Raw genomic sequence first — 23981 nt, 5'->3', positions numbered from 1 at the left:
GATGGAACTGAACCTTGCCGGCCATGTGGCGCTCGTCACCGGAGGCGGCCGGGACACCGGCGGCGAGATCGCCAAGGCGCTCGCCGCCGAGGGGGCGACCGTCGCGGTCAATTATCGCCGGTCCGAAGAGGAGGCGGCCGCGGTCGTCGCCGCGATCGAGGCCGCGGGCGGCACCGCCAAGGCCTATCAGGCCGACATCGCGGACTTCGCGCAGGTCGGCGCGATGGTGTCGGCGATCGCGGCCGATTTCGGCACCGTCGACATCCTCGTCAACAACGCCGGCTTCGTGAAATACGGGAAGTTCGTCGATTCGACGCCGGCCGACTGGAAGGCGCAGATCGACACCTGCCTCTACGGCGCGATCCACTGCTGCCACGCCGTCGCCCCGCACATGATCGCCGGCAATTGGGGACGGATCATCAGCCTCATCGGCGATTCCTCGCGCATCGGCGAGGCGAACCTCGCGATGGCCGCCGCGAGCCGGGCGGGGACGATGGCGCTCGGCAAGAGCCTCGCCAAGGAACTCGGCCGCAACAATGTGTGCGTGAACACGGTCTCGCTCGGACTCGTGCAGACGGCGCACTCGGACGCCGACTTCCTCGCCAAGAACATGGACAAGATCGTACGCGCCTATCCGCTGCGGCGGATCGGCACGCCTGCCGACGTCGCCCCGCTGGTGGCCTTCCTCGCCTCCGACCACGCCTCCTGGATCACCGGACAAGTGATCAGCACCAACGGCGGTTTCAGTATGGTCTGAAACGCCAACGATACGATTGGGGAGGAAACAAGAATGATCAGGACGGACCTGATTGCGCCGGTCGCCACGCTGCTCGCGCGGCACGCGGCACAATCGCCCGACAAGACCGCCTTCGAGGACAAGACGCGCGCGCTGACCTACGCGGGCCTCGCCCATGAGGTCGAGGCACTCGCGGCCCACTATGTGGCGCGCGGCCTCGCGCCGGGCGGCGCGGTCGGCATCTGGCTCGTCAATTCGGTCGACTGGGTGGTGGCCGCGCTCGCCGCGATCCGGGCCGGCGGCATCGCGGTGCCGATCGCGGCCGATTCCAAGCAGGCCGAGGCCGCCTACCGCGTCGCCGACGCCGGCATCCGCCTGATGGTGACGACGAGCGACAAGGCGGGCACGGTCTCCGCGATGGCGGACCCGCGGCCGGACCTCATCCTCACCGACCGGATCCGCTTCGCGGACCTCCCCGCGGCAACGGGCCTTCCCGTGGAGGACATCGATCAGACCTCGATGATCGTCTACACCTCCGGCACCACGGGCGAGCCGAAGGGGGTGATGCTCTCCACGCGCTCGATGCTGTGGGTGAACGCGGCGTGCTGGGTGCCGATCTTCGGCCTTCGCCCCGACGATCGCGTGCTCTCGCCGCTGCCGCTCTTCCACTCCTACGCGCTCAACATCGCGGTCCTGTCGATCCTCGCGACGGGGGCGTCCGAATACATCATGGAGCGCTTCTCCACCCACGAGGCGATCGCGCTCCTCTCCTCGGGCGGCTTCACCAAGATTCCGGGCGTGCCGACGATGTTCCACTACCTCCTCCTCGCCGCGAAGGAGGCGGGGACCAACCCGCTCGCCGGGGTGGAGCGGTGCGTCTCCGCGGGGGCGATCCTCGCCGGAACGCTGAACCGGGAGTTCGAAACCTATTTCGGCGTCGAGCTTCTCGACGGGTACGGCATCACCGAGACCTCCACGATGGTGACGCTCAACTGGCCGGGGAGCATCCGGATCGCGGGCTCGTGCGGCCTCGCGCTGCCGGGCCTTGCCGTGCGCCTCGTCAATCTCGACGACGAGGATGTCGCGCCGGGCGAGGAGGGCGAGCTCATCGTGCGCGGCCCGAACGTCATGAAGGGCTACCACAACAAGGTCGAGGCGACGGAGGCGGCGCTGCGCGACGGGTGGTACCGCACCGGCGACCTCGCGCGGCAGGATCCGAACGGCTTCCTGACCATCACCGGCCGCCTCAAGGAGCTGATCATCCGCGGCGGCCAGAACATTGCGCCGGCCGAGGTGGAGGAGACCGTCTCCAAGATGCCGGGCATCCGCGATTGCGCGGTCGTGGGCGTCCCGCACGAGACGCTCGGCGAGGTGCCGGTGGCGTTCGTGATCGCGGACGGCGCGATGCCGAGCGTGGAGGCGATCCGCGCCTTCTGCGCCGAGACGCTCTCGACCTACAAGCTGCCGCACGACGCCGTGGAGATCGGCGACATCCCGCGGACCGGGTCTGGTAAGATCATTCGTTTCCGTTTGCGCGAGGCCTACGCCCAGCGCGCGATCGCCTGAGGCCATGATGCATCCATTCGTCTTCAACACGACGCGGTCGCTCGTCTTCCGGCCGGGCGCGGCGGCCGAGCTCGCGACCATCGCGGGCGGCCTTCTCGGCGCGCGCGTCCTCCTGGTCACCGATCCGGGCCTGCGCCGGCTCGGCCTCGCCGATCCCGCGATCGCCTCGCTCGAGGCGGCGGGTCTCGCGGTCACCGTCTTCGACGCGGTCGAGCCGGACCCCTCCCGCGCCACCCTGATGCGCGCGGTCGAGATGGGGCGCGAGGCGGGCGCGACAGGGGTCGTCGGCTTCGGCGGGGGCTCCTCGCTCGACGTCGCGAAGGTCGCGGCGCTGCTCCTCGGCTCCGATGAGGACCTCGACGCGGCCTGGGGCGTCGGCAACGCCAGGGGGCCGCGCCTGCCGCTCGTCCTCGTGCCGACGACGGCGGGGACGGGCTCGGAGGTGACGCCGGTCTCGATCATCACGGTCGGGGAGGAGGAGAAGCGGGGCGTCTCCTCGCCGGTGATCCTGCCGGACCTTGCGATCCTCGACGCCGACCTCACGCTCGGCCTGCCGCCCGCGACGACCGCTGCGACGGGGATCGACGCCATGGTCCACGCGATCGAGGCCTATGCCTCGAAGAACGCCAACAACAACCCGCTCTCCAAGATGCTGGCGCGCGAGGCGCTTCGGCTCCTCGGCGCCAACATCGAGCGGGTGGTGGCGCACGGGGGCGACCGCGAGGCGCGCGGGGCGATGCTCCTCGGCTCGATGCTGGCGGGGCAGGCCTTCGCCAACGCGCCGGTCGCCGCCGTCCACGCGCTCGCCTATCCGATCGGCGGCACCTTCCATGTTCCGCACGGTCTCTCCAATGCCCTCGTGCTGCCGCACGTGCTGCGCTTCAACGCCCCGGCCGCGAACGTTGCCTATGCCGAGATCGCGGGCGACGCGTTCCCGCATCTTTGCGCGGTCGAGGGCGGTCAGGCGCGCACGGCCGCCTTCATCGAGGCGCTCGCTGACCTCTCGGCGCGGGTCGGCCTCCCGGCGCGCCTGCGCGACGTGGAGATCCCGGACACCGCTCTCCCCAAGATGGCCTCTGACGCGATGCTCCAGACGCGGCTTCTCGTGAACAACCCGCGCGAGGTCGCCGAGGGCGACGCGCTCGCGATCTACCGGGCGGCCTGGTGATGGCGCGCCCGACGCCTTCCACCCGCGAGGCCTACCGCCTCTTCCGCACCGTCCCGCTGCGCTGGATGGACAACGACATCTACGGCCACATGAACAACGTCGTGCACTATTCGCTGTTCGACACGGCGGTGAATGGCTGGCTGATCGAGGAGGGGCTTCTCGACCTCCGCCACAGTCCGACGGTGGGCCTCGTCGTCTCGACGGGCTGCCAATATTTCGCGGAGATGGCCTTTCCGGACGTGATCGCCGCCGGGCTCCGCGTCGCGCATATCGGCGGCTCCTCGGTCCGCTTCGAGGTCGGCCTCTTTCCGAACGACGCGCCGACGGCCGCCGCCGAGGGCCATTTCGTCCATGTCTATGTCGACCGGGAGAGCCGCCGCCCGGTGCCGATCGAAGGCGCGCGCCGCGCAGCCTTCGAGCGCCTCGCGGTCTGAGGGAGCGCACGATGCCGCCACTGAACCATCCCGCGCTCCTGCGCGATGCCTGCCTCATCGCCGGTGAATGGGTCCATGCCGCGAGCGGGGCGGTGATCGAGGTCACCGATCCCGCGACGGGCGCGCGCGTCGGGACGGTGCCGCGCCTCGGGGCGGAGGACACGCATCGCGCGATCGCCGCCGCGCACGCCGCCGGGCCTGAATGGGCGGGGCGGACGGGCAAGGAGCGGGCCGCGATCCTGCGCCGCTGGTTCGAGCTTCTGCGCGCGCACCGCGAGGATCTCGGCGCGATCCTCACCGCCGAGCAGGGCAAGCCGCACGCCGAGGCGATCGGCGAGATCGACTATGCGGCGAGCTTCATCGAGTGGTTCGGCGAGGAGGCGAAGCGCGTCTATGGCGAGACGATCCCCGCCCACCAGCGCGACAAGCGCATCGTGGTGCTGCGTCAGCCGGTGGGCGTCGTCGCCGCGATTACGCCGTGGAATTTTCCGGCCGCGATGATCACCCGCAAGGCCGGCCCTGCGCTCGCTGCCGGATGCACGGTCGTCTTGAAGCCGGCGAGCCAGACGCCGCTCACGGCGCTCGCCCTCTGCGCCCTCGCCGAGGAAGCGGGCGTGCCGCCGGGCGTCCTCAATTGCGTGACCGGCCCCGCGCGAGAGATCGGCGGCGCGCTCACCGCGGACCCGCGCGTGCGCAAGGTCAGCTTCACCGGCTCGACGGAGGTCGGCAAGGAGCTGATCCGCCAGTGCGCCGACACGGTGAAGCGCACCTCCATGGAGCTCGGCGGGAACGCCCCCTTCATCGTCTTCGATGACGCCGACCTCGACGCCGCGGTCGAGGGCGCGATTGCCTCGAAATATCGCAATGCCGGGCAGACGTGCGTGTGCGCGAACCGCTTCTTCGTGCAGGACGGGGTGCACGACGCCTTCGTCGCCAAGCTCGCGGCGCGCGTGCGCACGCTGAAGGTCGCGGCGGGCTTCGACCCCGGCGCACAGATCGGCCCGCTGATCGACGCGGCGGCGCGCGACAAGGTCGAAGAACTCGTCGGCGCGGCGGTGGAGGCGGGGGCCGAGGTTGTGGCAGGCGGCAAGCCGCACGCCCTCGGCGGGACCTTCTACGAGCCGACCATCGTGACCGGCGTGCGCCCCGAGATGACGCTCTTCCAGACGGAGATCTTCGGCCCCGTCGCGCCCGTCACCCGCTTCGGCACGGAGGCGGAGGTGATCGCGATGGCGAACGACACGCCCTTTGGCCTCGCCGCCTATTTCTACGGCCGCGATCTCGGCCGCGTCTGGCGCACCGCCGAGGCGCTGGAGTTCGGCATCGTCGGCTGCAACACGGGCCTCATCTCCACCGAGGTCGCCCCGTTCGGCGGGATGAAGGAGAGCGGGCACGGGCGGGAAGGCTCCTCGCATGGGATCGAGGACTATCTCGAAATCAAATATCTCTGCCTCGGTCTCTGAACCGCCGGCGTGAGTGGACAGCCCGCCGGGCGCGGGCTAGCCCTTCGCGCCATGTCGACATTTTCCGATCCCGACGCGGTGGCCCGCTATGCCGAGGGCCCCGTTCGCCTCGTCCCCGGCTTCCATGACCTCCAGCGCATGGCGGCGCTCCTCCTCGCCGAGCGCTGCGGGCCCGAGGCCGAGATCCTGGTGCTCGGCGCGGGCGGCGGGCTCGAGCTGAAGGCGTTCGCCGAGCGCTATCCGGGCTGGCATTTCACCGGCGTCGATCCCTCCGGGGAGATGCTGGCGCTCGCTGCACGCACGCTCGGTCCCCTCGCGCCGCGCGCCGACCTCCATGAGGGCTTCATCGAGACCGCGCCCGAGGGGCCGTTCGACGGGGCGACGAGCCTCCTCACCCTCCACTTCGTGCCCCGCGAGGCGCGGCTTTCCACCCTTGCCGCGCTTCACCGGCGGCTGAAGCCGGGCGCGCCGCTCGTCCTCGCCCACCACAGCTTCCCGCAGGGTGCGGGCGAGAAGACGGTGTGGCTCGACCGCTATGCGGCGTTCGCGGCCTCGTCGGGCGTTCCGGCGCAGAACGCGCGCGGGGCGGCCGAGGCGATCGCCGTGCGCCTGCCGACGCTTTCGCCGCAAGAAGACGAGGCGCTCCTCGCCGAAGCGGGCTTCACCGGGATCGGCCTCTTCTATGCGGGCTTCACGTTCCGCGGCTGGGTCGCCTATCGCGGCTGAGTCTTCCGCCTTTCCCGGCCCGCCTCACTCGGCGGGCGAGAAGTCGGGCGTCTCCGTGAGAAGCGGGTAGGCGACCGCGGTGAGGTGCGAATTGATCCGCTGCAATTCGCGCAGCAGGTCGAGGTGGATGCGGGAGGTCGCGACCGAGCTTGCGACGCCGCGCGACAGGCGCATCGCGTGACGCCGCTGGGATTGCAGCGTCTGGGCGCGGAAGCGGCGCTTGGCGTCGACGAGATCGCGCGCGCGGTGCGGGTCGCGCGACAGGAAGACGGCCTGGGCGTGGCGGAAGATGTCCGACAGCTCCAGCGTCAGCGCCTCGAGCTCCGTCGCCCCCTCCGAGGAGAATTCGAGCCCGGTCCGCCGCTTGCGCTTGGCGAGGTCGACGATGTTGTGGGTGATGATGTCGCCGACATGCTCCAGATGGGTGATGAACTCGAACAGCTCGAACCAGCGCTGCCGCTCCCCCTTGTCGAGCTCGGCGACCTTGATGGAGGCCATGTAGAGGGTGATCTGCTGGTGCAGCCGGTCGACATCGCCCTCCAGCGAGCGGATGCGCCCCTCCGCCTCCGGGTCACGGAAGAGGTCGGAGATCCCGCCCATCATGTCGTAGACGATGTGGGCGACGCGCGAGGTCTCGTTCGCGACGTTGAGGAAGGCGGTCTGCGGGGTCGCGACGTCGCTGGGGGCGAGGAACATCTGCTCGGCGAAGCGGTCGGCCTCGGGCGCGGGTGCGCTCGGGACAACGATCGCGGCGAGGCGGGTGAGGGCGCGCACGAAGGGGAGCGCCGCGAGCGCGACGGCAAGGTTCAGCGCGAAGTGCGCGATGACGACATGGGAGGCCGCAAGGTCCATCACCGGCAGCGCGGTGAGGCCGGGGATCGACAGCATCGCCGCGCCGAGCGTGACGCCGATGAGGCGCAGGATCGCCGCGCCCGTGACGAGCTGGCGCCCCTTGCCGCCGAGCGCCCAGCCGCTGACGAGGGCCGGCAGCGCCGCGCCGGCATTGGCGCCGATCACCATCCACAGCCCGGCATCGTGCGGCAGGCCGCCGGACGAGACGAGCTGCGCGATCATCAGGACGACCGCGATCGAGGAGTGCATGATCCAGGTGAGGATCGCTGTCGCGAGCACGAGGATGATCGCCTCGCCGCTGAGGATGCCGATGATCTCGGCCGCCTCAGGGCTCGCCGCGAGGCCGGAAGCAGCCGTGCCGAGGAAGCCGAGCGCGGTGAGGATGAAGCCGAGGCCGAGCATGATCCGCCCGGCATTCTTGCCCCGCCGCTCGCGCGAGGCGCCGAAGGTCACGAAACCCGCGAAGAGGAGGAGCGGGGCGAGGATCGCGATGTCGATGTTGAGGATGAGGACCGCGAGGCTCGATCCCACCTCCGCCCCGAGCACGGTCGCGAGCGCGGCCGGCATCGCGAGCACCCCGCCCGAGGCGAAGCTCGCCGCCATCAGCACCACCGCGGTCGACGACTGGAAGGCGAGGGCGGCCGCGCCGCCGAGCCCGAAGGCGGCGAGGCGGCGGCCGGTGAGCACCGCGACGTGGGTCTCGATCTGCGGCCCGAACATCCGTTCCACGCCGGTGCGGACGGTCCGTATGCCCCACAACAGGAGGGCGACTGCACCTGCGAGGTGGATCAATGTCTCCAAACTGTCATCCCCGATGGTCGGAAGCGGACGGGTGGATGGCGCGGCGCGCGGCCGTTTGGGAAGAGCGCACCGAAAGCGTCATCGACTCTCTATCATGCGCATTTCGTGCGTATCGTTCCAGGGATGTTTGGCAGGAATTTCCGGCACGTATGCGTCATGGCGCCGAGTCCCCGCTCATACTGTGCGCTTTTTCGCCGTGTAACATGACAGTGAGATGACAAAATCGCCCGTCCGGTCTGGCCATCGGCGCGCCCGGCTGGCAGGATCGGCGCAATAAGAACCGGCCGACCACCCAAGGTGGCGAGCCGGACCAGGGAGGACACATGAACCGCACACTCGCCGCGCTCGCGGGCGCGATCCTGTTCGCATCGCCAGCGCTCGCCGATTTCACGCTGAGTGACCGCTACACCGACGCCGACGGCGACCTCATCGCCGACATCCCGCAGAACGCGGCCGACCAGATCGATCCGGGCACGCTGATCTTCGCCTACACCCCGGTCGAGGACCCGGCCGTCTATCGCGAGGCCTGGGCCGACTTCCTCACCTATCTGGAGGAGCAGACGGGCAAGCGCGTGCAGTTCTTCCCCGTGCAGTCGAACGCGGCGCAGATCGAGGCGATGCGCGCGGGCCGTCTCCACATCGCCGGCTTCAACACCGGGTCGAACCCGCTCGCGGTCGCCTGCGCCGGCTTCCGCCCCTTCACCATCATGGCCGCGGAGGACGGGTCCTTCGGCTACGAGATGGAGATCATCACCTATCCGGGCTCGGGCATCGAGAGCGTCGAGGATCTGAAGGGCAAGGAGCTCGCCTTCACGTCCGAGACGTCGAACTCGGGCTTCAAGGCGCCCTCGGCGATCCTGAAGTCGGAGTATAATCTCATCGCGGGCGAGGACTTCACGCCGGTCTTTTCCGGCAAGCACGACAACTCGATCCTCGGCGTCGCCAACAAGGACTATCCGGCCGCAGCGATCGCGAACTCGGTCAAGCAGCGCATGATCGAGCGCAATGTCGTGACCGAGGACCAGCTGAAGGTGCTCTACACCTCGCAGACCTTCCCCACGACCGGCTACGGCGTCGTCTACAACCTGAAGCCCGAGCTGCAGGAGAAGATCAAGGACGCCTTCTTCAGCTTCGACTGGGACGGTTCCTCGCTCCAGGCCGAGTTCCAGCGCAATGGCGAGGCGCAGTTCATCCCGATCACCTTCAAGGACGATTGGGCGGTGATCCGTCAGATCGACGAGGCGAACGGCGTCACCTACGACTGCCAGTAAGCCGATGCCGTCGCGTCTGCCGGACGGCCGGCGCGGTTCCCATCCTCTCGACGCCCGGCCGCGCCGCCGGCCGGGCTCGACGCGCGCCGGAGACATTCGACGTTGCTCACCATCGAGGGTCTGACCAAGACCTACAAGACCGGGGACAAGGCGCTGAAGGGCGTCTCGGCCCAAGTGCCGCCGGGCCAGGTCGTCGGGCTGATCGGCCCGTCGGGCGCCGGCAAGTCGACGCTCATCCGCTGCATCAACCGCCTCGTCGAGCCGAGCGCGGGGAGCGTGCGCCTCGGTGACGTCGACATCACGCGCCTCTCGCGCGGCGAATTGCGGCGCGCGCGGCGGCGGATCGGCATGATCTTCCAGGAATATGCGCTCGTGGAGCGGCTGACGGTGATGGAGAATGTCCTCTCCGGCCGCCTCGGCTACGTGCCCTTCTGGCGCTCCTTCACGCGCAAATTCCCGCCCGAGAGCGTCGAGAAGGCGTTCGCGCTGCTCGACCGGGTGGGCCTCTCCGAGCATGCCGACAAGCGCGCCGACGCCCTCTCCGGCGGCCAGCGCCAGCGCGTCGGCATCGCGCGGGCGCTGGAGCAGGATCCGGAGCTCCTCCTCGTCGACGAGCCGACCGCCTCGCTCGATCCGAAGACGAGCCGGCAGATCATGCGCCTCATCCTGGAGGTGTGCCGGGAGCGGGGGCTGCCGGCGATCATCAACATCCACGATGTCGTCCTCGCCCAGGATTTCACCCAGCGCATCCTCGGCCTGCGCGCCGGCGAGCTCGTCTTCGACGGGCCGCCCGACGCGCTCGACGAGGCGGCCCTCACCAAGATCTATGGCGAGGAGGACTGGACCGCGATGCGCCGCAAGGCGGCCGAGGACGAGCCCGGCCCGCAGAGCGAGCGCGAGATGGCCGAGCGGCTTGAGGGGCTCTCGTGAGCGCACCCGCCGCCGCGGGGCGGACCTGGCGCCGGCCGCCGATCCTCATCCGCGACCGGCGCTGGCGGATCGCGATCTATGCCGGGCTCGGCCTCTATCTCGTCGCCGCCTGCGCCTCCATCGAGGTGGACTGGATGCGCCTCTATTCCGGTCTCGAACGGGGCTGGCGCTTCATCGAGGGCTTCCTCCAGCCGGACTTCACCACGCGCTGGCGCGACATCTCGGCCGGCCTCGTCGAAAGCCTCACGATGACGGTGACGTCCACCGTCGTCGGCGTCATCATCTCGATCCCGATCGGCATCGGCGCGGCGCGCAACCTCGCCCCGCTGCCGGTCTACGCCGTCTGCCGCTCTATCATCGCCCTGTCGCGTGCGCTCCAGGAGATCATCATCGCGATCCTCCTGGTCGCGATGTTCGGCTTCGGCCCGTTCGCGGGCTTCCTCACGCTCTCCTTCGCGACCATCGGCTTCCTCGCCAAGCTCCTCGCGGAGGACATCGAGGACATCGACGCGCGCCAGGTCGAGGCGATCCGGGCGACGGGCGCCTCCTGGTGGCAGCAGGTCAACTGGGCCGTGCAGCCCCAGGTGATGCCGCGCCTCATCGGCCTCTCCCTCTACCGGCTCGACATCAATTTCCGCGAGTCGGCGGTGATCGGCATCGTCGGGGCGGGCGGCATCGGGGCGACGCTCAACACTGCGATCGACCGGTACGAGTTCGACTCGGCCGGGGCGATCCTCCTCATCATCATCGCCATCGTCATGGTCGCCGAGTACGCCTCGTCCACCGTGCGCAAGTGGGTGCAATAATGCCGGTCCTCGCCACCGAAGCCGGGCCGGCCTGGCGCCACCGCACGAGCCGCCAGTCGCTGGCGCTTTGGGTCGGGTGGCTCGCCCTCGTCGCGCTCTTCGTGTTCTGCTGGCAGGTGATGACGCGGGACACGATCTGGGCCTTCGTCGCCGACGCGCCGACCCAGGCGGCCGATATCGGCTCGCGCATGTTCCCGCCGCGCTGGTCCTATATCGACAAGCTGCTCGTGCCCTTGTGGGACACGCTGAACATCGCGACGCTCGGCACGATCCTCGGCATCATCTTCGCCATCCCCGTCGCGTTCCTGGCCGCCCGCAACACGACGCCGAGCGTGTGGATCGCGCGGCCGATCGCGCTCTTCATCATCGTCGCCTCGCGCTCGATCAACTCGCTGATCTGGGCGCTGCTGCTCGTGTCGATCATCGGGCCGGGGGTGCTCGCGGGCATCGTCGCGATCGGGCTGCGCTCGATCGGGTTCGTCGCCAAGCTCCTCTACGAGGCGATCGAGGAGATCGACGAGAAGCAGGTGGAGGCGGTGCGCGCGACGGGCGCCTCCGGTGCGCAGGTGATCGACTACGCGATCGTGCCGCAGATCCTGCCGACCTTCTTCGGCGTCGCGGTCTTCCGGTGGGACATCAACATCCGCGAATCGACGATCCTGGGCCTCGTCGGCGCCGGCGGCATCGGCCTCCAGCTCCAGGCCTCGCTCAACGTCCTCGCCTGGCCGCAAGTGACGATGATCTTCATCGTCATCCTCGCGACCGTCGTCCTGTCGGAGTGGGTGTCGGCCAAGGTCCGCCACGCCATCATCTGATCGGAGCCGCCTCCGGCCTCAGAGGCCGAGGGCGGAGAGGGATGGGTGGTCGTCGGGGCGGCGGCCGAGGGGCCAGTGGTAGAGGCGGTCGGCCTCGGCGATGGGGAGGTCGTTGATCGAGGCGATGCGGCGGCGCATCAGGCCCGCCGCGTCGAACTCCCAATTCTCGTTGCCGTAGGAGCGGAACCACGAACCTGAATCGTCGTGCCATTCGTAGGCGAAGCGCACGGCGATCCGGTTGTCGTGGAAGGCCCAGACCTCCTTGATGAGGCGGTAGTCGAGCTCGCGCGCCCATTTGCGCGTGAGGAAGGCGACGATCTCCGGCCGGCCGCGGATGAACTCGGCGCGGTTGCGCCAGAGCGAATCCTCGGTGTAGGCGCCGGCGACGCGCTCCGGATCGCGCGTGTTCCAGGCGTCCTCCGCCATGCGCGCCTTCTGCGCGGCGGTTGCGGCGTCGAACGGGGGGAGGGGCGGGCGGCTCATCGCGGTGTCCTCGTCTATTTGAAGGCGCTGGCGTCGATCCCGAGACGCTTGAGGCGCGAATAGAGGGTGGTCGGCTTGATGCCGAGCATCGCGCCCGCCCCGTTCGGGCCGGAGACGCGGCCGCGGCAGCGGGCGAGCGCGGTGGTGATCGCCTCGTGCTCGATCTCGCGCAGTTCCTGCTCGGTCGGCACGCGCGAGAGCGTCTTCGCCGCGCGCTCGTCCGGCGCGTGCTCGGCGATCGCCTCGAAGCTCAGCTTGTTGTTCTGGGAGACGATGACCGCGCGCTCGATGACATTTTCGAGCTCGCGCACATTGCCCGGCCAGTCATAGTCCTCCAGCGCCTGGAGGTTGGCGAGCGAGAGGCGCGGGGTCGGGCGGCCGAGCTGGCTCGCCGCCCTCTCCATGAAATGCTGGGCGAGGGCGCGGATATCCTCGCGCCGTGCGCGCAGCGGCGGCACCTCGATCGGAAAGACATTGAGCCGCCAATAGAGGTCTTCGCAGAAGCGGCCCTCGGCGAGGAGGTCGGCAAGGTCGCGGTCGGTCGAGGCGATGACGCGCACGCGTGCCGCGATCGGGCGGTCGTCGCCGACGCGCTCGAACCGGCCGTCCTCCAGCGCGCGCACCAGGCGGAGCTGGTGCTCCACCGACATCGCGGCAACATCCTGCAGGAAGAGGGTGCCTTCGTCGGCGAGCTCATAGCGGCCGATGCGGGCGTGGGCGGTGCCGTTGATGCCGGCGGCGTGGCCGAAGAGCTCGCTCTCCAGGGCGTCGCCGGGGAAGGCGGCGCAGTTGACGCGCACGAACGGGCGCTGGCGGCGCGCGCTCGCATTGTGGATCGCGCGGGCGACAAGCTCGCGCCCCGAGCCGGTCTCACCGGTAATGAGGACGGGGGCCTCGGTCGGGGCGACGGCGTCGATCTGGTGGGCGAGGCGCAGGATCGCGTGGCTCGCGCCGACGAGCTCGTGGTGATTGTGGTGCGCGCCGATCTCGTCGGTGAGGTACGCGTTCTCCGCCTCCAGGCGATGGCGCAGCCGCTCGACCTCGGCGAGCGCGGAGGTGAGGCGGCGCTCCTGGACGAGGCGCTCCGACACGTCGCGGAAGACGACGACGGCACCGATCAGCCGCCCGTCGTCGTAGATCGGGGTGGAGGTGTAGTCGACGGGGAAGGAGGTGCCGTTGCGGCGCCAGAACACCTCACCCTCGACCCTGTGCACCGTCCCGTCGCGGAAGGCGGCGTAGATCGGGCATTCGTGCACGTCATAGGCGCCGCCATCCTCGTGGCTGTGGTGCATGACGGCGTGGGCGATCGAGCCGATCAGCTCGTCCGCCTTCCAGCCGAGCATCCGCTCCGCCGCCGGATTGACGAAGGTCGTCTCGCCGCGCGCGTTGACGCCGTAGATGCCGTCGCCGGCCGCGTCGAGGATCAGGCGGTTGCCGCGCTCGATCTCGCGAAAAATCGTATCGAAGCGCGCATCGCGGACCGGGCCGAGGCGATAGAGTCTGTCGAAATCTCGTTTCGCGTGGCGGCGGCGCTGGCGGCGCGCGTCGAAGATGAGGAGGCCGAGATACGTGCGCTCGGTCCGCTCCGCGATCGAGGCGAAGACCTCGATCTCGATGGTGTTGCCGGCCGCGTCGCTGAGGGTGAGGGCAGGGTTCCAGGCCGAGCCTCTAACGATGCACTCCTCGGTGAGATTGATGAAGTCGGGCAGGCAGACGCGGAAGACCTCACTGGCCCGGCGGCCGCGAATCGGGGTGCCGGTCTGGCCGAGCATCGCCGCGACGGTGGCGTTGGCGCTGACGATCCGGTCGTTGGTGGGGTCGATCGCGAGGATGCCGGCCTCGGACTGCTCGAAGAGATCTTCGACGGCATCGAGCGCCGGGTGACGGGCTCTATCGGCGCGAACCTCAAACATGCCTCTTCTATCTCTCGTTCGGCGGTGGGCGACAAGGGATCGCCGGTCGTCCGCGCGTCCTCTCATAGAGGGACGCGATAGACCATGCACCATCCGATCACGTTTTACGATATTTCGTAAAAAATTTAGGGTGGTCGTACCCTGGAATTGCGAGTTTGAGAAAATTGTATTGCGGCACGAAGCGGCGCTCACCTAGCGTCCGACGTGTCCAGCCGAGAGGGCGTGGACGCCGTCCGGGGAACCGGCCGGTGCGTCGAACCCGAGCTGTCCGGGACCGCCCGCGGCAGCCCAGCCAGGAAGATATGATGGGCGCGCTATCCAATCCCTTCGATCCCGACGCCATCCTCTGGACCGGCTGCCCTTGCGGCATGCACGCCACGATGTTCGAGCATCAGAGCGCGATGGCCGAAGCGCGCAAACTCGGCTCGCGCTTCTATTGCGCGGAGACGACGGAGGGCGCGGCGCCCGCCGAGGTCGTGCCGCAGGTTGCCGACACCGACCCGGACGTCGCGTGGAGCGACCAGGAATCGGTGCTCGCCCGCTGCGTGGAATCGGCGGTGATGCAGGGCCTCTTCAAAACCGACACGAGCCGCCGCTCCTTCCTGCGCGGCGTCGGCTCGGCGACGGCGCTCGCGGCGATCAGCCAGTTCATTCCTCTCGACGAGTTGAAGGCGCGCATCGTCGACGCGAAGGGCGCGCTCGAGAAGACGAAGCTCAGCGTCGGCTTTGTGCCGATCACGTGCGCGACGCCGATCATCATGGCGAAGCCCCTCGGCTTCTATGAAAAATACGGGCTCGACGTCGACGTCATCAAGACGGCGGGCTGGGCGGTCTCGCGCGACAAGTCGCTGTCGGGCGAATACGACGCCGCCCACATGCTGACCCCGATGCCGCTCGCGATCTCCGTCGGCGCCGGGTCGACGGCGGTGCCCTGGACGATGCCGGCGGTGGAGAACATCAACGGCCAGGCGATCACGCTCGCCAACAAGCATCTCGACAAGCAGGACCCGAAGCTTTGGAAGGGCTTCACCTTCGGCGTCCCGTTCGAATACTCGATGCACAACTTCCTGCTGCGCTACTACGTGGCGGAAGCCGGCCTCGATCCCGACCAGGACATCCAGATCCGCGTCGTGCCGCCGCCGGAGATGGTCGCGAACCTGTCGGCCGGCAATCTCGACGGCTACCTCTCGCCGGACCCCTTCAACCAGCGCGCGGTCTATGACGGCGTCGGCTTCATCTACAAGCTGACCAAGGAGATCTGGGACGGCCACCCGTGCTGTGCCTTCGCCGCGAGCCAGTCCTTCATCGACACCAACCCGAACACCTTCCTCGCCCTCTTCAAGTCGATCCTCGACGCGACCGCCTACAGCCAGGATCTCGCCAACCGGCCGGAGATCGCGGAGGCGATCAGCCCCAAGAACTACCTCAACCAGCCGGTGACGGTGGTGCAGCAGGTGCTGACGGGACGCTTCGCGGACGGCAAGGGCAACGTGCGCAACGAGCCGACGCGCATCGATTTCGACCCGTTCCCCTACCATTCCTTCGCGATCTGGATCCTCACCCAGATGAAGCGTTGGGGCTATATCGAGGGGGACGTCGCCTACAAGGACATCGCCGAGCAGGTCTACCTCGCGACCGACGCGAAGGAGGTGATGGAGGACATGGGCCAGACGCCGCCGGACACGACGTCGAAGTCCTACGTCATCATGGGCAAGACGTTCGACCCGGCGACCCCGGACGAATACGTCGACTCGTTCGCGATCAAGCGGGGCTGATCGATGTCGATCCCCTTCGGCCTGCGCGCTGCGCTCCTGTCCATCGTCATCCTCGCCGTGTTCCTGGGGGCCTGGCAGCTCCTGGTGATGGCGCAGCAGGGCGATGCGGCCGAAGGGCTCGACCCCGAATATGCCGCGCTCCTCGGCAAGCAGGCGACGGAGGGCGCCTCGGCGCTGCCGCAGCCGATGGAGGTCGCCTCCGCGATCTGGGCGCACATCATCGACCCGTTCTACGACGCTGGGCCGAATGACAAGGGTATCGGCATCCAGCTCGCCTATTCGCTCTTCCGCGTCCTCACCGGGTTCGGGCTCGCGGCGCTGGTCGCGATCCCGGTCGGCTTCCTCATCGGGATGTCCGAGCTCGCCTCGCGCGCCTTCAACCCCTTCATCCAGATCCTGAAACCGGTCTCGCCGCTCGCGTGGATGCCGCTCGCCCTCTACACGATCAAGGATTCCTCGCTCTCGGCGATTTTCGTCATCTTCATCTGCTCGATCTGGCCGATGCTCATCAACACGGCCTTCGGCGTCGCCAATGTGCGCAAGGAGTGGCTGAACGTGGCGCGCACGCTGGAGGTGTCGCGCCTGCGCACGGCCTTCACCGTGATCCTGCCGGCGGCCGCGCCGACGATCCTGACCGGCATGCGCATCTCCATCGGCATCGCCTGGCTCGTCATCGTCGCGGCCGAGATGCTCGTGGGTGGCACCGGCATCGGCTACTTCGTCTGGAACGAGTGGAACAACCTGTCGATCACCGGGGTGATCTCCGCGATCGTCTTCATCGGGGTGGTCGGGATGCTGCTCGACCTCGCGCTCGCCCGCGCGGCCCGCCTCGTCGCGTACACGGAGTAGGCCGCCATGCAGCAGCGCGTCGACCCCCACCACATCGGAGAGACGATGGCTGATCCGGCGCCGCGCAAGGCGATCCGAGTCGAGGGTCTCAGAAAGTGCTTCCCGACGCCTGACGGCAAGTCGGAGACGGAGGTCTTCGGCGATGTCTGGTTCGACATCCATGAGGGCGAGTTCGTCTGCCTGATCGGCCACTCGGGCTGCGGCAAGACCACGCTCCTCAACATCCTCGCCGGCCTCGACAAGCCGACCGACGGGACCATCATCGTCGGCGACAAGGAGATCGACGGTCCCTCGCTCGACCGCGCCGTCGTCTTCCAGGGCCATGCGCTGATGCCCTGGATGAGCACGATGAAGAACATCGCCTTCGCCGTGACGTCCCGCTGGAAGAATTGGGACAAGGCGAAGGTTCGCGCGCACTGCCAGAAATATATCGACATGGTCCATCTGACCGGGGCCGAGGAGAAGCGCCCCTCGATGCTGTCGGGCGGCATGAAGCAGCGCGTCGGCATCGCGCGCGCCTTCTCGATCGAGCCGAAGATCCTCCTGATGGACGAGCCGTTCTCCGCCCTCGACGCGTTGACGCGCGGCTCGCTGCAGGACGAGCTCGTCTCGATCTGCAAGGCGACGCACCAGACCTCGTTCATGATCACCCACGACATCGACGAGGCGATCCTGCTCGCCGACCGCATCGTCCTCATGACCAACGGCCCTGAGGCGCGGGTGTGCGAGATCGTCAAGAACACGCTGCCGAAGTCGCGCACGCGGCAGAACATGCACACAGACCCGAACTACTACCCGATGCGCAACCACCTCATCGAGTTCCTGGTCAACCGCTCGAAATCCTTCCGCGACGAGATTTCGGCCGCGACCTACGACCCCCGCAATCCCCCCGTCGTGGAGCCTGCCGCATCGCCGGACAGGGCCGCGTGACCCGAACCACCGAGAAGCGAACAAGACCATGCTGAACGCCAAACGCGCCGAGCTCACCGAGAAGATCGTCGCCCACAAGACCTTCACGGGGAAAAAGTGGAGCGAAATCGCCGACGCGGTCGGCCTGTCCAAGGAGTGGACCACCGCCGCCCTGATGGGGCAGATCTCCCTCACCAAGGAGCAGGCGGAGAAGGCCGGCAACGTCCTCGGCCTCAACTTCTCCGACGAGGAGATCGCCCTCCTCATGATGGTGCCTTACCGCGGCTCGCTGCCGACCCAGGTGCCGACCGATCCGCTGATCTACCGCCTCTACGAGATCGTGTCGGTCTACGGCACGACCATGAAGGCGCTCATCGAGGAAGAATTCGGCGACGGCATCATGTCGGCGATCGATTTCGACATGGATATCTCGCGCGTGCCCCACGAGAAGGGCGACCGCGTGAAGGTCACGATGTCCGGCAAGTTCCTTCCCTATAAGAGCTATTGAGCGCACACTGCACAAAAGCACAGCCGCCCGACGGAGAACCCGCATGAAAAAGCTCTTCCCGATCGCCACGATCGCCGCTCTCGCCGCGACGCCGGCCCTCGCGCATCACCCGCTTGGCGGGATGCCGATGGTCACCTTCGCGCACGGCCTGCTGTCGGGCGTCGGCCACCCGATTCTCGGCTTCGATCATCTCTTCTTCGTGCTGGCGGTCGGCATCGCGGCGGCGGTCGCGGGCCGGGCCTTCACCGCGCCGCTCGCCTACATCGCCGCGATGCTCGGCGGCGTCGTGGTGGCCTCGCTCGGCGCCCAAATCGGCATCGCCGAGGCGGTGATCGCGGCCTCGCTCGTGATCGTGGGCGGCGCGCTCGCGATGGGTCGCGGCCTGTCGCCGGCGGTCGCGATGGCGCTCTTCGCGGGCCTCGGCTTCTTCCACGGCTATGCCTTCGGCGGCACGATCGCCGGCCAGGAGAGCGTGAACGCCTCCGTGTTTGCGGGCTACCTCATCGGCCTCGGCATCACCCAATATGTCATTGCGATCGGCGCGGGCCTCGTCGCGATGCTCGTCTGGAACGCGGCCGGCCGGTCGACCACCAGCGCGCGCATCGCGGGCGGTGTCGTGGCGGGCGTCGGCGCCTTCCTGGTGCTGGAGCAGCTCGAGGGCGCCGCCTTCGCCGCGCTCGGCATCGCGTCCTGATCCGGGGCCCGGCATGAGCCTCGCCGCGGACGTGACGGAGGCCGTCGCGACGGCCTCCGCGAAGGCGCCTGTCACCATCCTCACGGGGTATCTCGGCGCCGGCAAGACGACGCTGCTCAACCGGATCCTGACCGAGCAGCACGGCAAGAAGTTCGCCGTCGTCGTCAACGAGTTCGGCGAGACCGGCATCGACAACGACCTCGTCGTCGATGCCGAGGAAGAGATCTTCGAGATGAACAACGGGTGCATCTGCTGCACCGTTCGCGGCGATCTCATCCGCATCCTGTCCGGGCTGATGGACCGGGCCGAACAGTTCGACGGCATCCTCATCGAGACGACGGGCCTCGCCGACCCAGGCCCGGTGATCCAGACCTTCTTCGTGGACGACGAGCTGCGCGAGCGGGTCCGTCTCGACAACGTCGTGACGGTCGTCGACGCGCTCCACTTCCTCGGCAAGGTGGACGAGCAGCACGAGGCGGAGGAGCAGGTCGCCTTCGCCGACGTGCTCGTCCTCAACAAGACCGACCTCGTGGCGCCGGACGACCTTGCGAAGGTCGAGGCGCGGCTCGCCGCGCTGAACCCGCACGCCAAGGTCCACAAGACGGTGAAGTCGAATGTCGACCTCGCCGCGATCCTCGACGCGGGCGCCTTCGACCTCGCGCGCCTCCTCGCGATCGAGCCGGGCTTCCTGGAGGAAGACCCCGCCGATCACGAGCATGACGCGACGATCACCTCGGTCTCCCTCTCGGCGGGCGCGGCGGTCGACGCGGAGAAATTCTCCAAGTGGATGCGCGCCCTGATCCGCGAGAAGGGGACGGACATCTTCCGCACCAAGGGCATCCTGAAGATCGCCGGCGCGGAGCGGCGCTACGTCTTCCAGGGCGTCCACATGGTGATGGATTCGGACTGGGGCGTTGCCTGGGACGAGCCCGCTCCGGTGAGTCGGCTCGTCTTCATCGGCCGCAATCTCGACCAGCAGGCCCTGAAGGACGGGTTCGAGGCGACGCTCGCCCCATGAACGCGGTCGATCCGGCGCTGCGTCAGGGCGAGGTGGGGAGCGGGCGCGACATGGGCACGGCCCGTCGCGCGCCCGGCGCCTCGGGCGCCGTCTTTGCGGGGCCGGCCAACACCGTCGCGCTGCTCCCACGCGCGGCGCCCCTCGGCGGCTACGCCTTTTCTGCCGGGTTCGGCGACGGCACGGTGCTGAGCGCCGACGGGGTGCGCGAGCACTCCGGCCCCGGCGCGCCGGAGGCGGTGAAGGTGATCGCGCACGAGGCGGCGGTGACGGGCCTCGCGATGGTCTCCGGCACGCTAGTGAGCGCGGGGCAGGACGGGACGGTCCGCACCGAGGATGGCGTGATCGCGACGCCCGGTGGCTGGGCCGAGCATCTCACCGCGACGCCCGACCGGCGCGGATTCGCGGTCGTGAGCGGGCGCGCGGTCGTGACCGGAACGCTCGACGGGGAGGCGGCGCGCTTCGCCGACCATCCGAGCACCGTCTCGGGCCTCGCTTTCGCGCCCGACGGGCGCCAGCTCGCCGCGAGCCACTATAATGGCGTCACCATCTGGTCGACGAAGACCGGGGCCAAGGTGCGCACGCTCGCCTTCAAGGGCTCGCACATCGGGGTGAGCTGGTCGCCGGACGCCCGCTTCATCGTCTCGACCACGCAGGAGCGCGAGCTTCACGTCTGGGACCTTGCGACCGACAAGGATTACCGCCTCGGCGGCTATGCGGCGAAGGTCCGCTCGCTCGCCTGGCTCACCGAGCCGATGCATCTCGTCTGCTCGGGCGCCGACGCGATCACCGCCTGGCCCTTCGGCGATGTCGGTCCCGGCGTGCTGCCGCCGAAGGAGATCGGCTTCGCCTACAAGGCGACGGTCGCGCGCGTCGCGGTCGATCCCGCCCGCTCCCGCGTCGCGGGCGGCTACACCGACGGCGCCGTCCTCCTCGGCGGCGTGCGAAAGGGCGAGGCGTCCTACCTGCGCACGCCCGACGGCGACGCCGTGACCGCCCTCGCGATCAGCCCGGACGGGCTCGTCCTCGCCGGCACGCGCGCGGGGCGGATCGAGATCATCGCCTTTTCCGGCACCGTCCAGTAGCGCGCCGCCCTCGCGGCGGATCGGCTAGAGTGGGCTCCGAGCGGCGCCTCCGCCTTCGGGAGGGGGCGCTCGCGGTCGCGGGGAGGGGACTGGAATGTTTCCAAGCGTCAAAATTGGAAATAAATCTTAATAATGAAAATCGATGTCACGCTCGACCCGCGCGCCGAGGACTGCCGGGCGCTGCGTGACGGATTTCGAGAATATGAACTCTCCGTCTTCCCCAGCATCCCGTCCGAGACGGAGGACCAGCCGCTGGCGGCCTTCGCGCGGCGGGCGGACGGGAGCGTGTGCGCCGGCATCGAGGCGAAGCTCTATTGGGACGGGCTGGAGATCGCACTCCTCTGGGTCGCACCGGATCAGCGAGACAAAGGGCTCGGCACGCAGCTTTTGCTGGAAGTGGAACGCGTCGCGCGGGAGAGAGGGGCCGTGATCGCCTTTCTTAAGACCTTCTTTGCGAGGGAATTCTACGAACGTCTCGGCTACGAGGTCTTCGGTGTTCTGGAAGATCGGCCAATCGGCTCCAAACTCTATCATATGAAGAAGCGTCTCGACGTCTGACGACTGTCTGTCGCGCGAGAAATTCCGTTCGACATCAATGAGACGGCTCCGCGGAGCTTGACCCGCTCGATTCCCGTGCGGCGGCGATTGGCCGTTTTCGCGCATTTCGAGACCAATTTTTTCCAAGAATCGCCCGGAAATCGTGACGTTTCTCGAATTCGTCTAGATTTGGTCCCAATGTTGCAAGATCTTGGAGGGGCGATCTCCTATTGAGATGTCGCAATGGTGAATTGTTGTCCCGTTCGGTCAGAAAGGTCTGAGTCATAGATTAGGAGCTAGGAAAAATGCACAAGATTACGTTGAATGGAATGGTGCTCTGCATGGCTGAAACAGCCGCTCAGAAGGCCTCCATGGCGGCAAAAAATCCTATGGAAGCACGCACGGCTGGCCTCGCTGCGAAAGAAGAAGTGCTTAAACGCTTCAAGGGGGCCGATCCGGCCCAGGTCGGGGCGGCCTTCGACACTTATAGGCGGGACATCGAGGCGGGCCTGCGACGACAGCAGCCGATATCCTAGCGAGCCGTCGAGAGGCGCTTCAATCCATGATCCGGCTGCGCATCCAGTCGCGGAAGGCGCGCGCGATCGGAAGGTCGTGCTTGGCGGGCTCCGAGACGAAATAATACGCCTCGGTCGACGTGATGGAGAGGGGCACGGGGCGCACGAGCCGGCCGTCGGCGAGCGCCGTGCGGCAGGCGATGTTGTCGCCGATCGCGACGCCCAGCCCCTGAAGCGCCGCCGTCAGGACGAGATACATGTTGGACATGACGATGCCGGTCTCGGCCGCGAGGTTGTTGACGGAGGCGGCCGAGAGCCAGCGCGTCCAGTCATGATGGTCGCGCAGGTGCAGGAGCGGGAAGCGCACGAGATCGGCCGCCTCCGCGACGCCCCCCATCGCGTTGAGGAGGGCGGGGCTGCAATAGGGGGCAAGGTTCAGCGGCGTCAGAAGCTCGCTCGTGTAGCCGCGCCACGTGCCGCTGCCGAAGGCGACGAAAAGGTCCACGTCCGGATCGGACAGCGTCTCGAACGCCTCCGAGGAGACGATGCGCAGCCCGACGCGCGGGAAGAGGTCGCGAAACTCGCCGATATGACCCATCAGCCAGAAGGTCGCGAGGCCGGGGGTGCATGAGACGGTGAAGTGGCCCTCGAGGCGCGCGTCGAAGGCGGCCGAGTGCGCGTCGGCGAGGATGGAGAGCGCCTTGCGCACCTCCTGCGCGTAGACGAGGCCGGCGCGCGTCAGGACGGCGCTGCGCCCGCCGCGCACGATCAGCGGGAAGCCGAGCTCGTCCTCCAGCGCGCGAATGGCGTGGCTGATCGCGCTCGGCGTCACGTGCAGTTCGCGCGCGGCGCGCGACATGCTGCCGTGACGGGCGATCCCGTCGAGCGCGCGCAGGGTGTTCATGGGCGGCACCCGCACGACCGGCCTCCTCGTGAATTCTGCTCACACGACCGCTGAGAAGTTTTCGTTTGTGTTGAATGAAAAGCAATGCCTGAATATGCCGCACGGTTAAAATGCGACCATAAATTAGGCAGATGAGACCCGCCATGACCGACGTCCTTGCCTCTTCGCGCCTTGCCGGCGTGGGCCTCGCGGCCGTTCTTCTCGCCAGTTCCGGCGCGCTTGCCCAGTCGACCGACGCGCTGAAGGGCTCGGGCTCCGTCGTCGTGTCGACCTGGGGCGGCTCCTATACGGACGCGCAGGTCGCGGCGTTCTTCGCCCCCTTCACCGAGGCGACCGGCATCGAGGTCGTCACCACCGGCACGCCGGACGCCGCAAAGCTCAAGCTCATGCACGAGAGCGGCAACGTGGAGTGGGACGTCGTCGACGCCGAGGCGCAGATGATGGAGATCGCGAAGGCCGACGGCGCGCTCGCCCCGATCGACTACGACCTCGTCTATTCGGTGACGCCCGAGGCCGACCTCATCACCGACAATCTGAAGGAGTTCGGCTTCCCGTCGATCTCCTTCGGCTGGGTGCTCGCCTGGAACACCGACGCCGAGTTCCCGAACGGCGCGCCGCAATCGTGGGCCGATTTCTGGGACACCGAGAAATTCCCCGGCCGCCGCGCCCTCTACGCCCAGCCGAAGCCGCTCCTCGAAGCCGCGCTCCTCGCCGACGGCGTGCCGGCGGGCGAGATCTATCCGATCGACCTCGACCGCGCCTTCGCCAAACTCGACGAGATCGCCGACGACATCGACGTCTGGTATGAAAATCTCGGCCAGGCCGACGTTCTCCTGCAGAACGGCGAGGTCGACATGATGCTGACCAGCAACGGGCGCGCGCATGCCGCGAAGAAGGACGGGTTCGCCGTCGACTTCACCTTCAATGACGGCGCCTGGGAGCAGGGCTATTGGGTCGTACCCGCCGGGGCGCCCAACGCCGAGAACGCGATGAAGCTGATCGCCTGGACCTCGCAGCCCGAGGGCGAGGCGGCGTTCGCCGAGGCGTTCGGCTATGGCGGCCCGAACAAGAAGTCCTATGAGGGCCTCAGCGAGGAAGTGCTCGCCGGGCTCCCGACCGCGCCGCAGAATCTGGAAAACCAGGTCGCCGTCTCCGGCGAGTGGTGGGCCGAGAATCTCGACGCCGTGAACGAGCGCTGGCTCGAGTGGTACTCCAACCGCTGAGCC

The 23981-nt window shown here is 68.3% G+C and carries 24 protein-coding genes; 20 read left to right on the top strand and 4 right to left on the bottom strand.

Annotated features, from left to right (window positions below; genetic code table 11):
• Window position 1: 1 nt before the first annotated feature.
• The 6 genes from DBV35_RS15810 to DBV35_RS15785 are packed head-to-tail and all read left to right on the top strand — an operon-like array spanning window position 2 to window position 6093.
• On the top strand, window positions 2–757 hold the full coding sequence (locus DBV35_RS15810) for an SDR family NAD(P)-dependent oxidoreductase (protein ID WP_108661273.1): 756 nt from the start codon (window positions 2–4) through the stop codon (window positions 755–757).
• A 33-nt stretch (window positions 758–790) separates the two neighbouring features.
• Window positions 791–2302: a class I adenylate-forming enzyme family protein gene (locus tag DBV35_RS15805; protein ID WP_108661272.1), complete on the top strand. Its 1512-nt coding sequence runs from the start codon at window positions 791–793 to the stop codon at window positions 2300–2302.
• A gap of 7 nt (window positions 2303–2309) precedes the next feature.
• Entirely contained in the window at window positions 2310–3470 is a 1161-nt protein-coding gene (locus DBV35_RS15800) for an iron-containing alcohol dehydrogenase (protein WP_108661971.1), read from the top strand.
• Complete coding sequence (locus tag DBV35_RS15795; RefSeq protein ID WP_425428479.1) at window positions 3467–3904, top strand: acyl-CoA thioesterase; 438 nt, start codon at window positions 3467–3469, stop codon at window positions 3902–3904. Before DBV35_RS15800 ends, DBV35_RS15795 begins: the two co-directional genes overlap by 4 nt.
• An 11-nt stretch (window positions 3905–3915) precedes the next feature.
• A complete protein-coding gene (locus DBV35_RS15790) occupies window positions 3916–5367 on the top strand; it encodes an NAD-dependent succinate-semialdehyde dehydrogenase (protein ID WP_108661270.1) in 1452 nt (483 codons plus the stop codon).
• Between the two features lie 51 nt (window positions 5368–5418).
• Window positions 5419–6093 (top strand): class I SAM-dependent methyltransferase, encoded by a 675-nt coding sequence (locus tag DBV35_RS15785; RefSeq protein WP_108661269.1) that lies wholly within the window; start codon window positions 5419–5421, stop codon window positions 6091–6093.
• Between the two features lie 24 nt (window positions 6094–6117).
• On the opposite strand, the gene DBV35_RS15780 is transcribed toward DBV35_RS15785, so the two are convergent.
• On the bottom strand, window positions 6118–7746 hold the full coding sequence (locus tag DBV35_RS15780) for a Na/Pi cotransporter family protein (RefSeq protein ID WP_157961786.1): 1629 nt from the start codon (window positions 7744–7746) through the stop codon (window positions 6118–6120).
• Between the two features lie 323 nt (window positions 7747–8069).
• On the opposite strand from DBV35_RS15780, the gene phnD reads away from it, so the two are divergent.
• The 4 genes from phnD to phnE (DBV35_RS15760) all read left to right on the top strand — a co-directional run bounded on the left by phnD (window position 8070) and on the right by phnE (DBV35_RS15760) (window position 11568).
• Entirely contained in the window at window positions 8070–9017 is a 948-nt protein-coding gene (gene phnD, locus DBV35_RS15775; protein WP_108661267.1) for a phosphate/phosphite/phosphonate ABC transporter substrate-binding protein, read from the top strand.
• 102 nt (window positions 9018–9119) lie between these two features.
• Window positions 9120–9947, top strand: coding sequence for a phosphonate ABC transporter ATP-binding protein (phnC, locus tag DBV35_RS15770; RefSeq protein ID WP_108661266.1), 828 nt, complete (start codon window positions 9120–9122; stop codon window positions 9945–9947).
• Entirely contained in the window at window positions 9944–10753 is an 810-nt protein-coding gene (gene phnE, locus DBV35_RS15765; RefSeq protein ID WP_108661265.1) for a phosphonate ABC transporter, permease protein PhnE, read from the top strand. Before phnC ends, phnE (DBV35_RS15765) begins: the two co-directional genes overlap by 4 nt.
• On the top strand, window positions 10753–11568 hold the full coding sequence (gene phnE, locus DBV35_RS15760) for a phosphonate ABC transporter, permease protein PhnE (protein ID WP_108661264.1): 816 nt from the start codon (window positions 10753–10755) through the stop codon (window positions 11566–11568). Before phnE (DBV35_RS15765) ends, phnE (DBV35_RS15760) begins: the two co-directional genes overlap by 1 nt.
• Window positions 11569–11586: 18 nt before the next feature.
• Here the strand turns inward: phnE (DBV35_RS15760) and DBV35_RS15755 are convergent, their stop codons facing one another.
• A complete protein-coding gene (locus DBV35_RS15755) occupies window positions 11587–12051 on the bottom strand; it encodes a nuclear transport factor 2 family protein (protein ID WP_108661263.1) in 465 nt (154 codons plus the stop codon).
• Between the two features lie 14 nt (window positions 12052–12065).
• Window positions 12066–13964, bottom strand: coding sequence for a sigma 54-interacting transcriptional regulator (locus tag DBV35_RS15750; RefSeq protein WP_108661262.1), 1899 nt, complete (start codon window positions 13962–13964; stop codon window positions 12066–12068).
• A gap of 560 nt (window positions 13965–14524) precedes the next feature.
• Here DBV35_RS15750 and DBV35_RS30555 point away from each other — a divergent pair.
• The 9 genes from DBV35_RS30555 to DBV35_RS30270 all read left to right on the top strand — a co-directional run bounded on the left by DBV35_RS30555 (window position 14525) and on the right by DBV35_RS30270 (window position 21872).
• Window positions 14525–15739 (top strand): CmpA/NrtA family ABC transporter substrate-binding protein, encoded by a 1215-nt coding sequence (locus DBV35_RS30555; protein ID WP_425428491.1) that lies wholly within the window; start codon window positions 14525–14527, stop codon window positions 15737–15739.
• Window positions 15740–15742: 3 nt separating this feature from the next.
• Window positions 15743–16588, top strand: a complete 846-nt coding sequence (ntrB, locus tag DBV35_RS30550) for a nitrate ABC transporter permease (protein ID WP_170134958.1) — start codon at window positions 15743–15745, stop codon at window positions 16586–16588.
• A 45-nt stretch (window positions 16589–16633) separates the two neighbouring features.
• Window positions 16634–17518, top strand: coding sequence for an ABC transporter ATP-binding protein (locus tag DBV35_RS15740; protein WP_205648699.1), 885 nt, complete (start codon window positions 16634–16636; stop codon window positions 17516–17518).
• 28 nt (window positions 17519–17546) lie between these two features.
• Window positions 17547–18005 (top strand): cyanase, encoded by a 459-nt coding sequence (gene cynS / locus DBV35_RS15735; RefSeq protein ID WP_108661260.1) that lies wholly within the window; start codon window positions 17547–17549, stop codon window positions 18003–18005.
• Between the two features lie 43 nt (window positions 18006–18048).
• Complete coding sequence (locus DBV35_RS15730; protein WP_108661259.1) at window positions 18049–18699, top strand: HupE/UreJ family protein; 651 nt, start codon at window positions 18049–18051, stop codon at window positions 18697–18699.
• A gap of 13 nt (window positions 18700–18712) precedes the next feature.
• Window positions 18713–19717 (top strand): CobW family GTP-binding protein, encoded by a 1005-nt coding sequence (locus tag DBV35_RS15725; RefSeq protein ID WP_108661258.1) that lies wholly within the window; start codon window positions 18713–18715, stop codon window positions 19715–19717.
• Window positions 19714–20799, top strand: a complete 1086-nt coding sequence (locus DBV35_RS15720; RefSeq protein WP_108661257.1) for a WD40 repeat domain-containing protein — start codon at window positions 19714–19716, stop codon at window positions 20797–20799. Before DBV35_RS15725 ends, DBV35_RS15720 begins: the two co-directional genes overlap by 4 nt.
• Window positions 20800–20931: 132 nt before the next feature.
• On the top strand, window positions 20932–21357 hold the full coding sequence (locus DBV35_RS15715) for a GNAT family N-acetyltransferase (RefSeq protein ID WP_108661256.1): 426 nt from the start codon (window positions 20932–20934) through the stop codon (window positions 21355–21357).
• Window positions 21358–21641: 284 nt separating this feature from the next.
• Window positions 21642–21872 (top strand): hypothetical protein, encoded by a 231-nt coding sequence (locus DBV35_RS30270; protein WP_157961785.1) that lies wholly within the window; start codon window positions 21642–21644, stop codon window positions 21870–21872.
• A gap of 19 nt (window positions 21873–21891) precedes the next feature.
• Here DBV35_RS30270 and DBV35_RS15710 read toward each other — a convergent pair whose 3' ends face one another.
• Entirely contained in the window at window positions 21892–22755 is an 864-nt protein-coding gene (locus tag DBV35_RS15710; RefSeq protein ID WP_108661255.1) for a LysR substrate-binding domain-containing protein, read from the bottom strand.
• A 143-nt stretch (window positions 22756–22898) separates the two neighbouring features.
• On the opposite strand from DBV35_RS15710, the gene DBV35_RS15705 reads away from it, so the two are divergent.
• On the top strand, window positions 22899–23978 hold the full coding sequence (locus tag DBV35_RS15705; RefSeq protein ID WP_157961784.1) for an ABC transporter substrate-binding protein: 1080 nt from the start codon (window positions 22899–22901) through the stop codon (window positions 23976–23978).
• Window positions 23979–23981 lie beyond the last annotated feature (3 nt).

Source organism: Acuticoccus kandeliae, from assembly GCF_003073115.1.
This window is presented reverse-complemented; position numbering and strand designations above follow the sequence as displayed.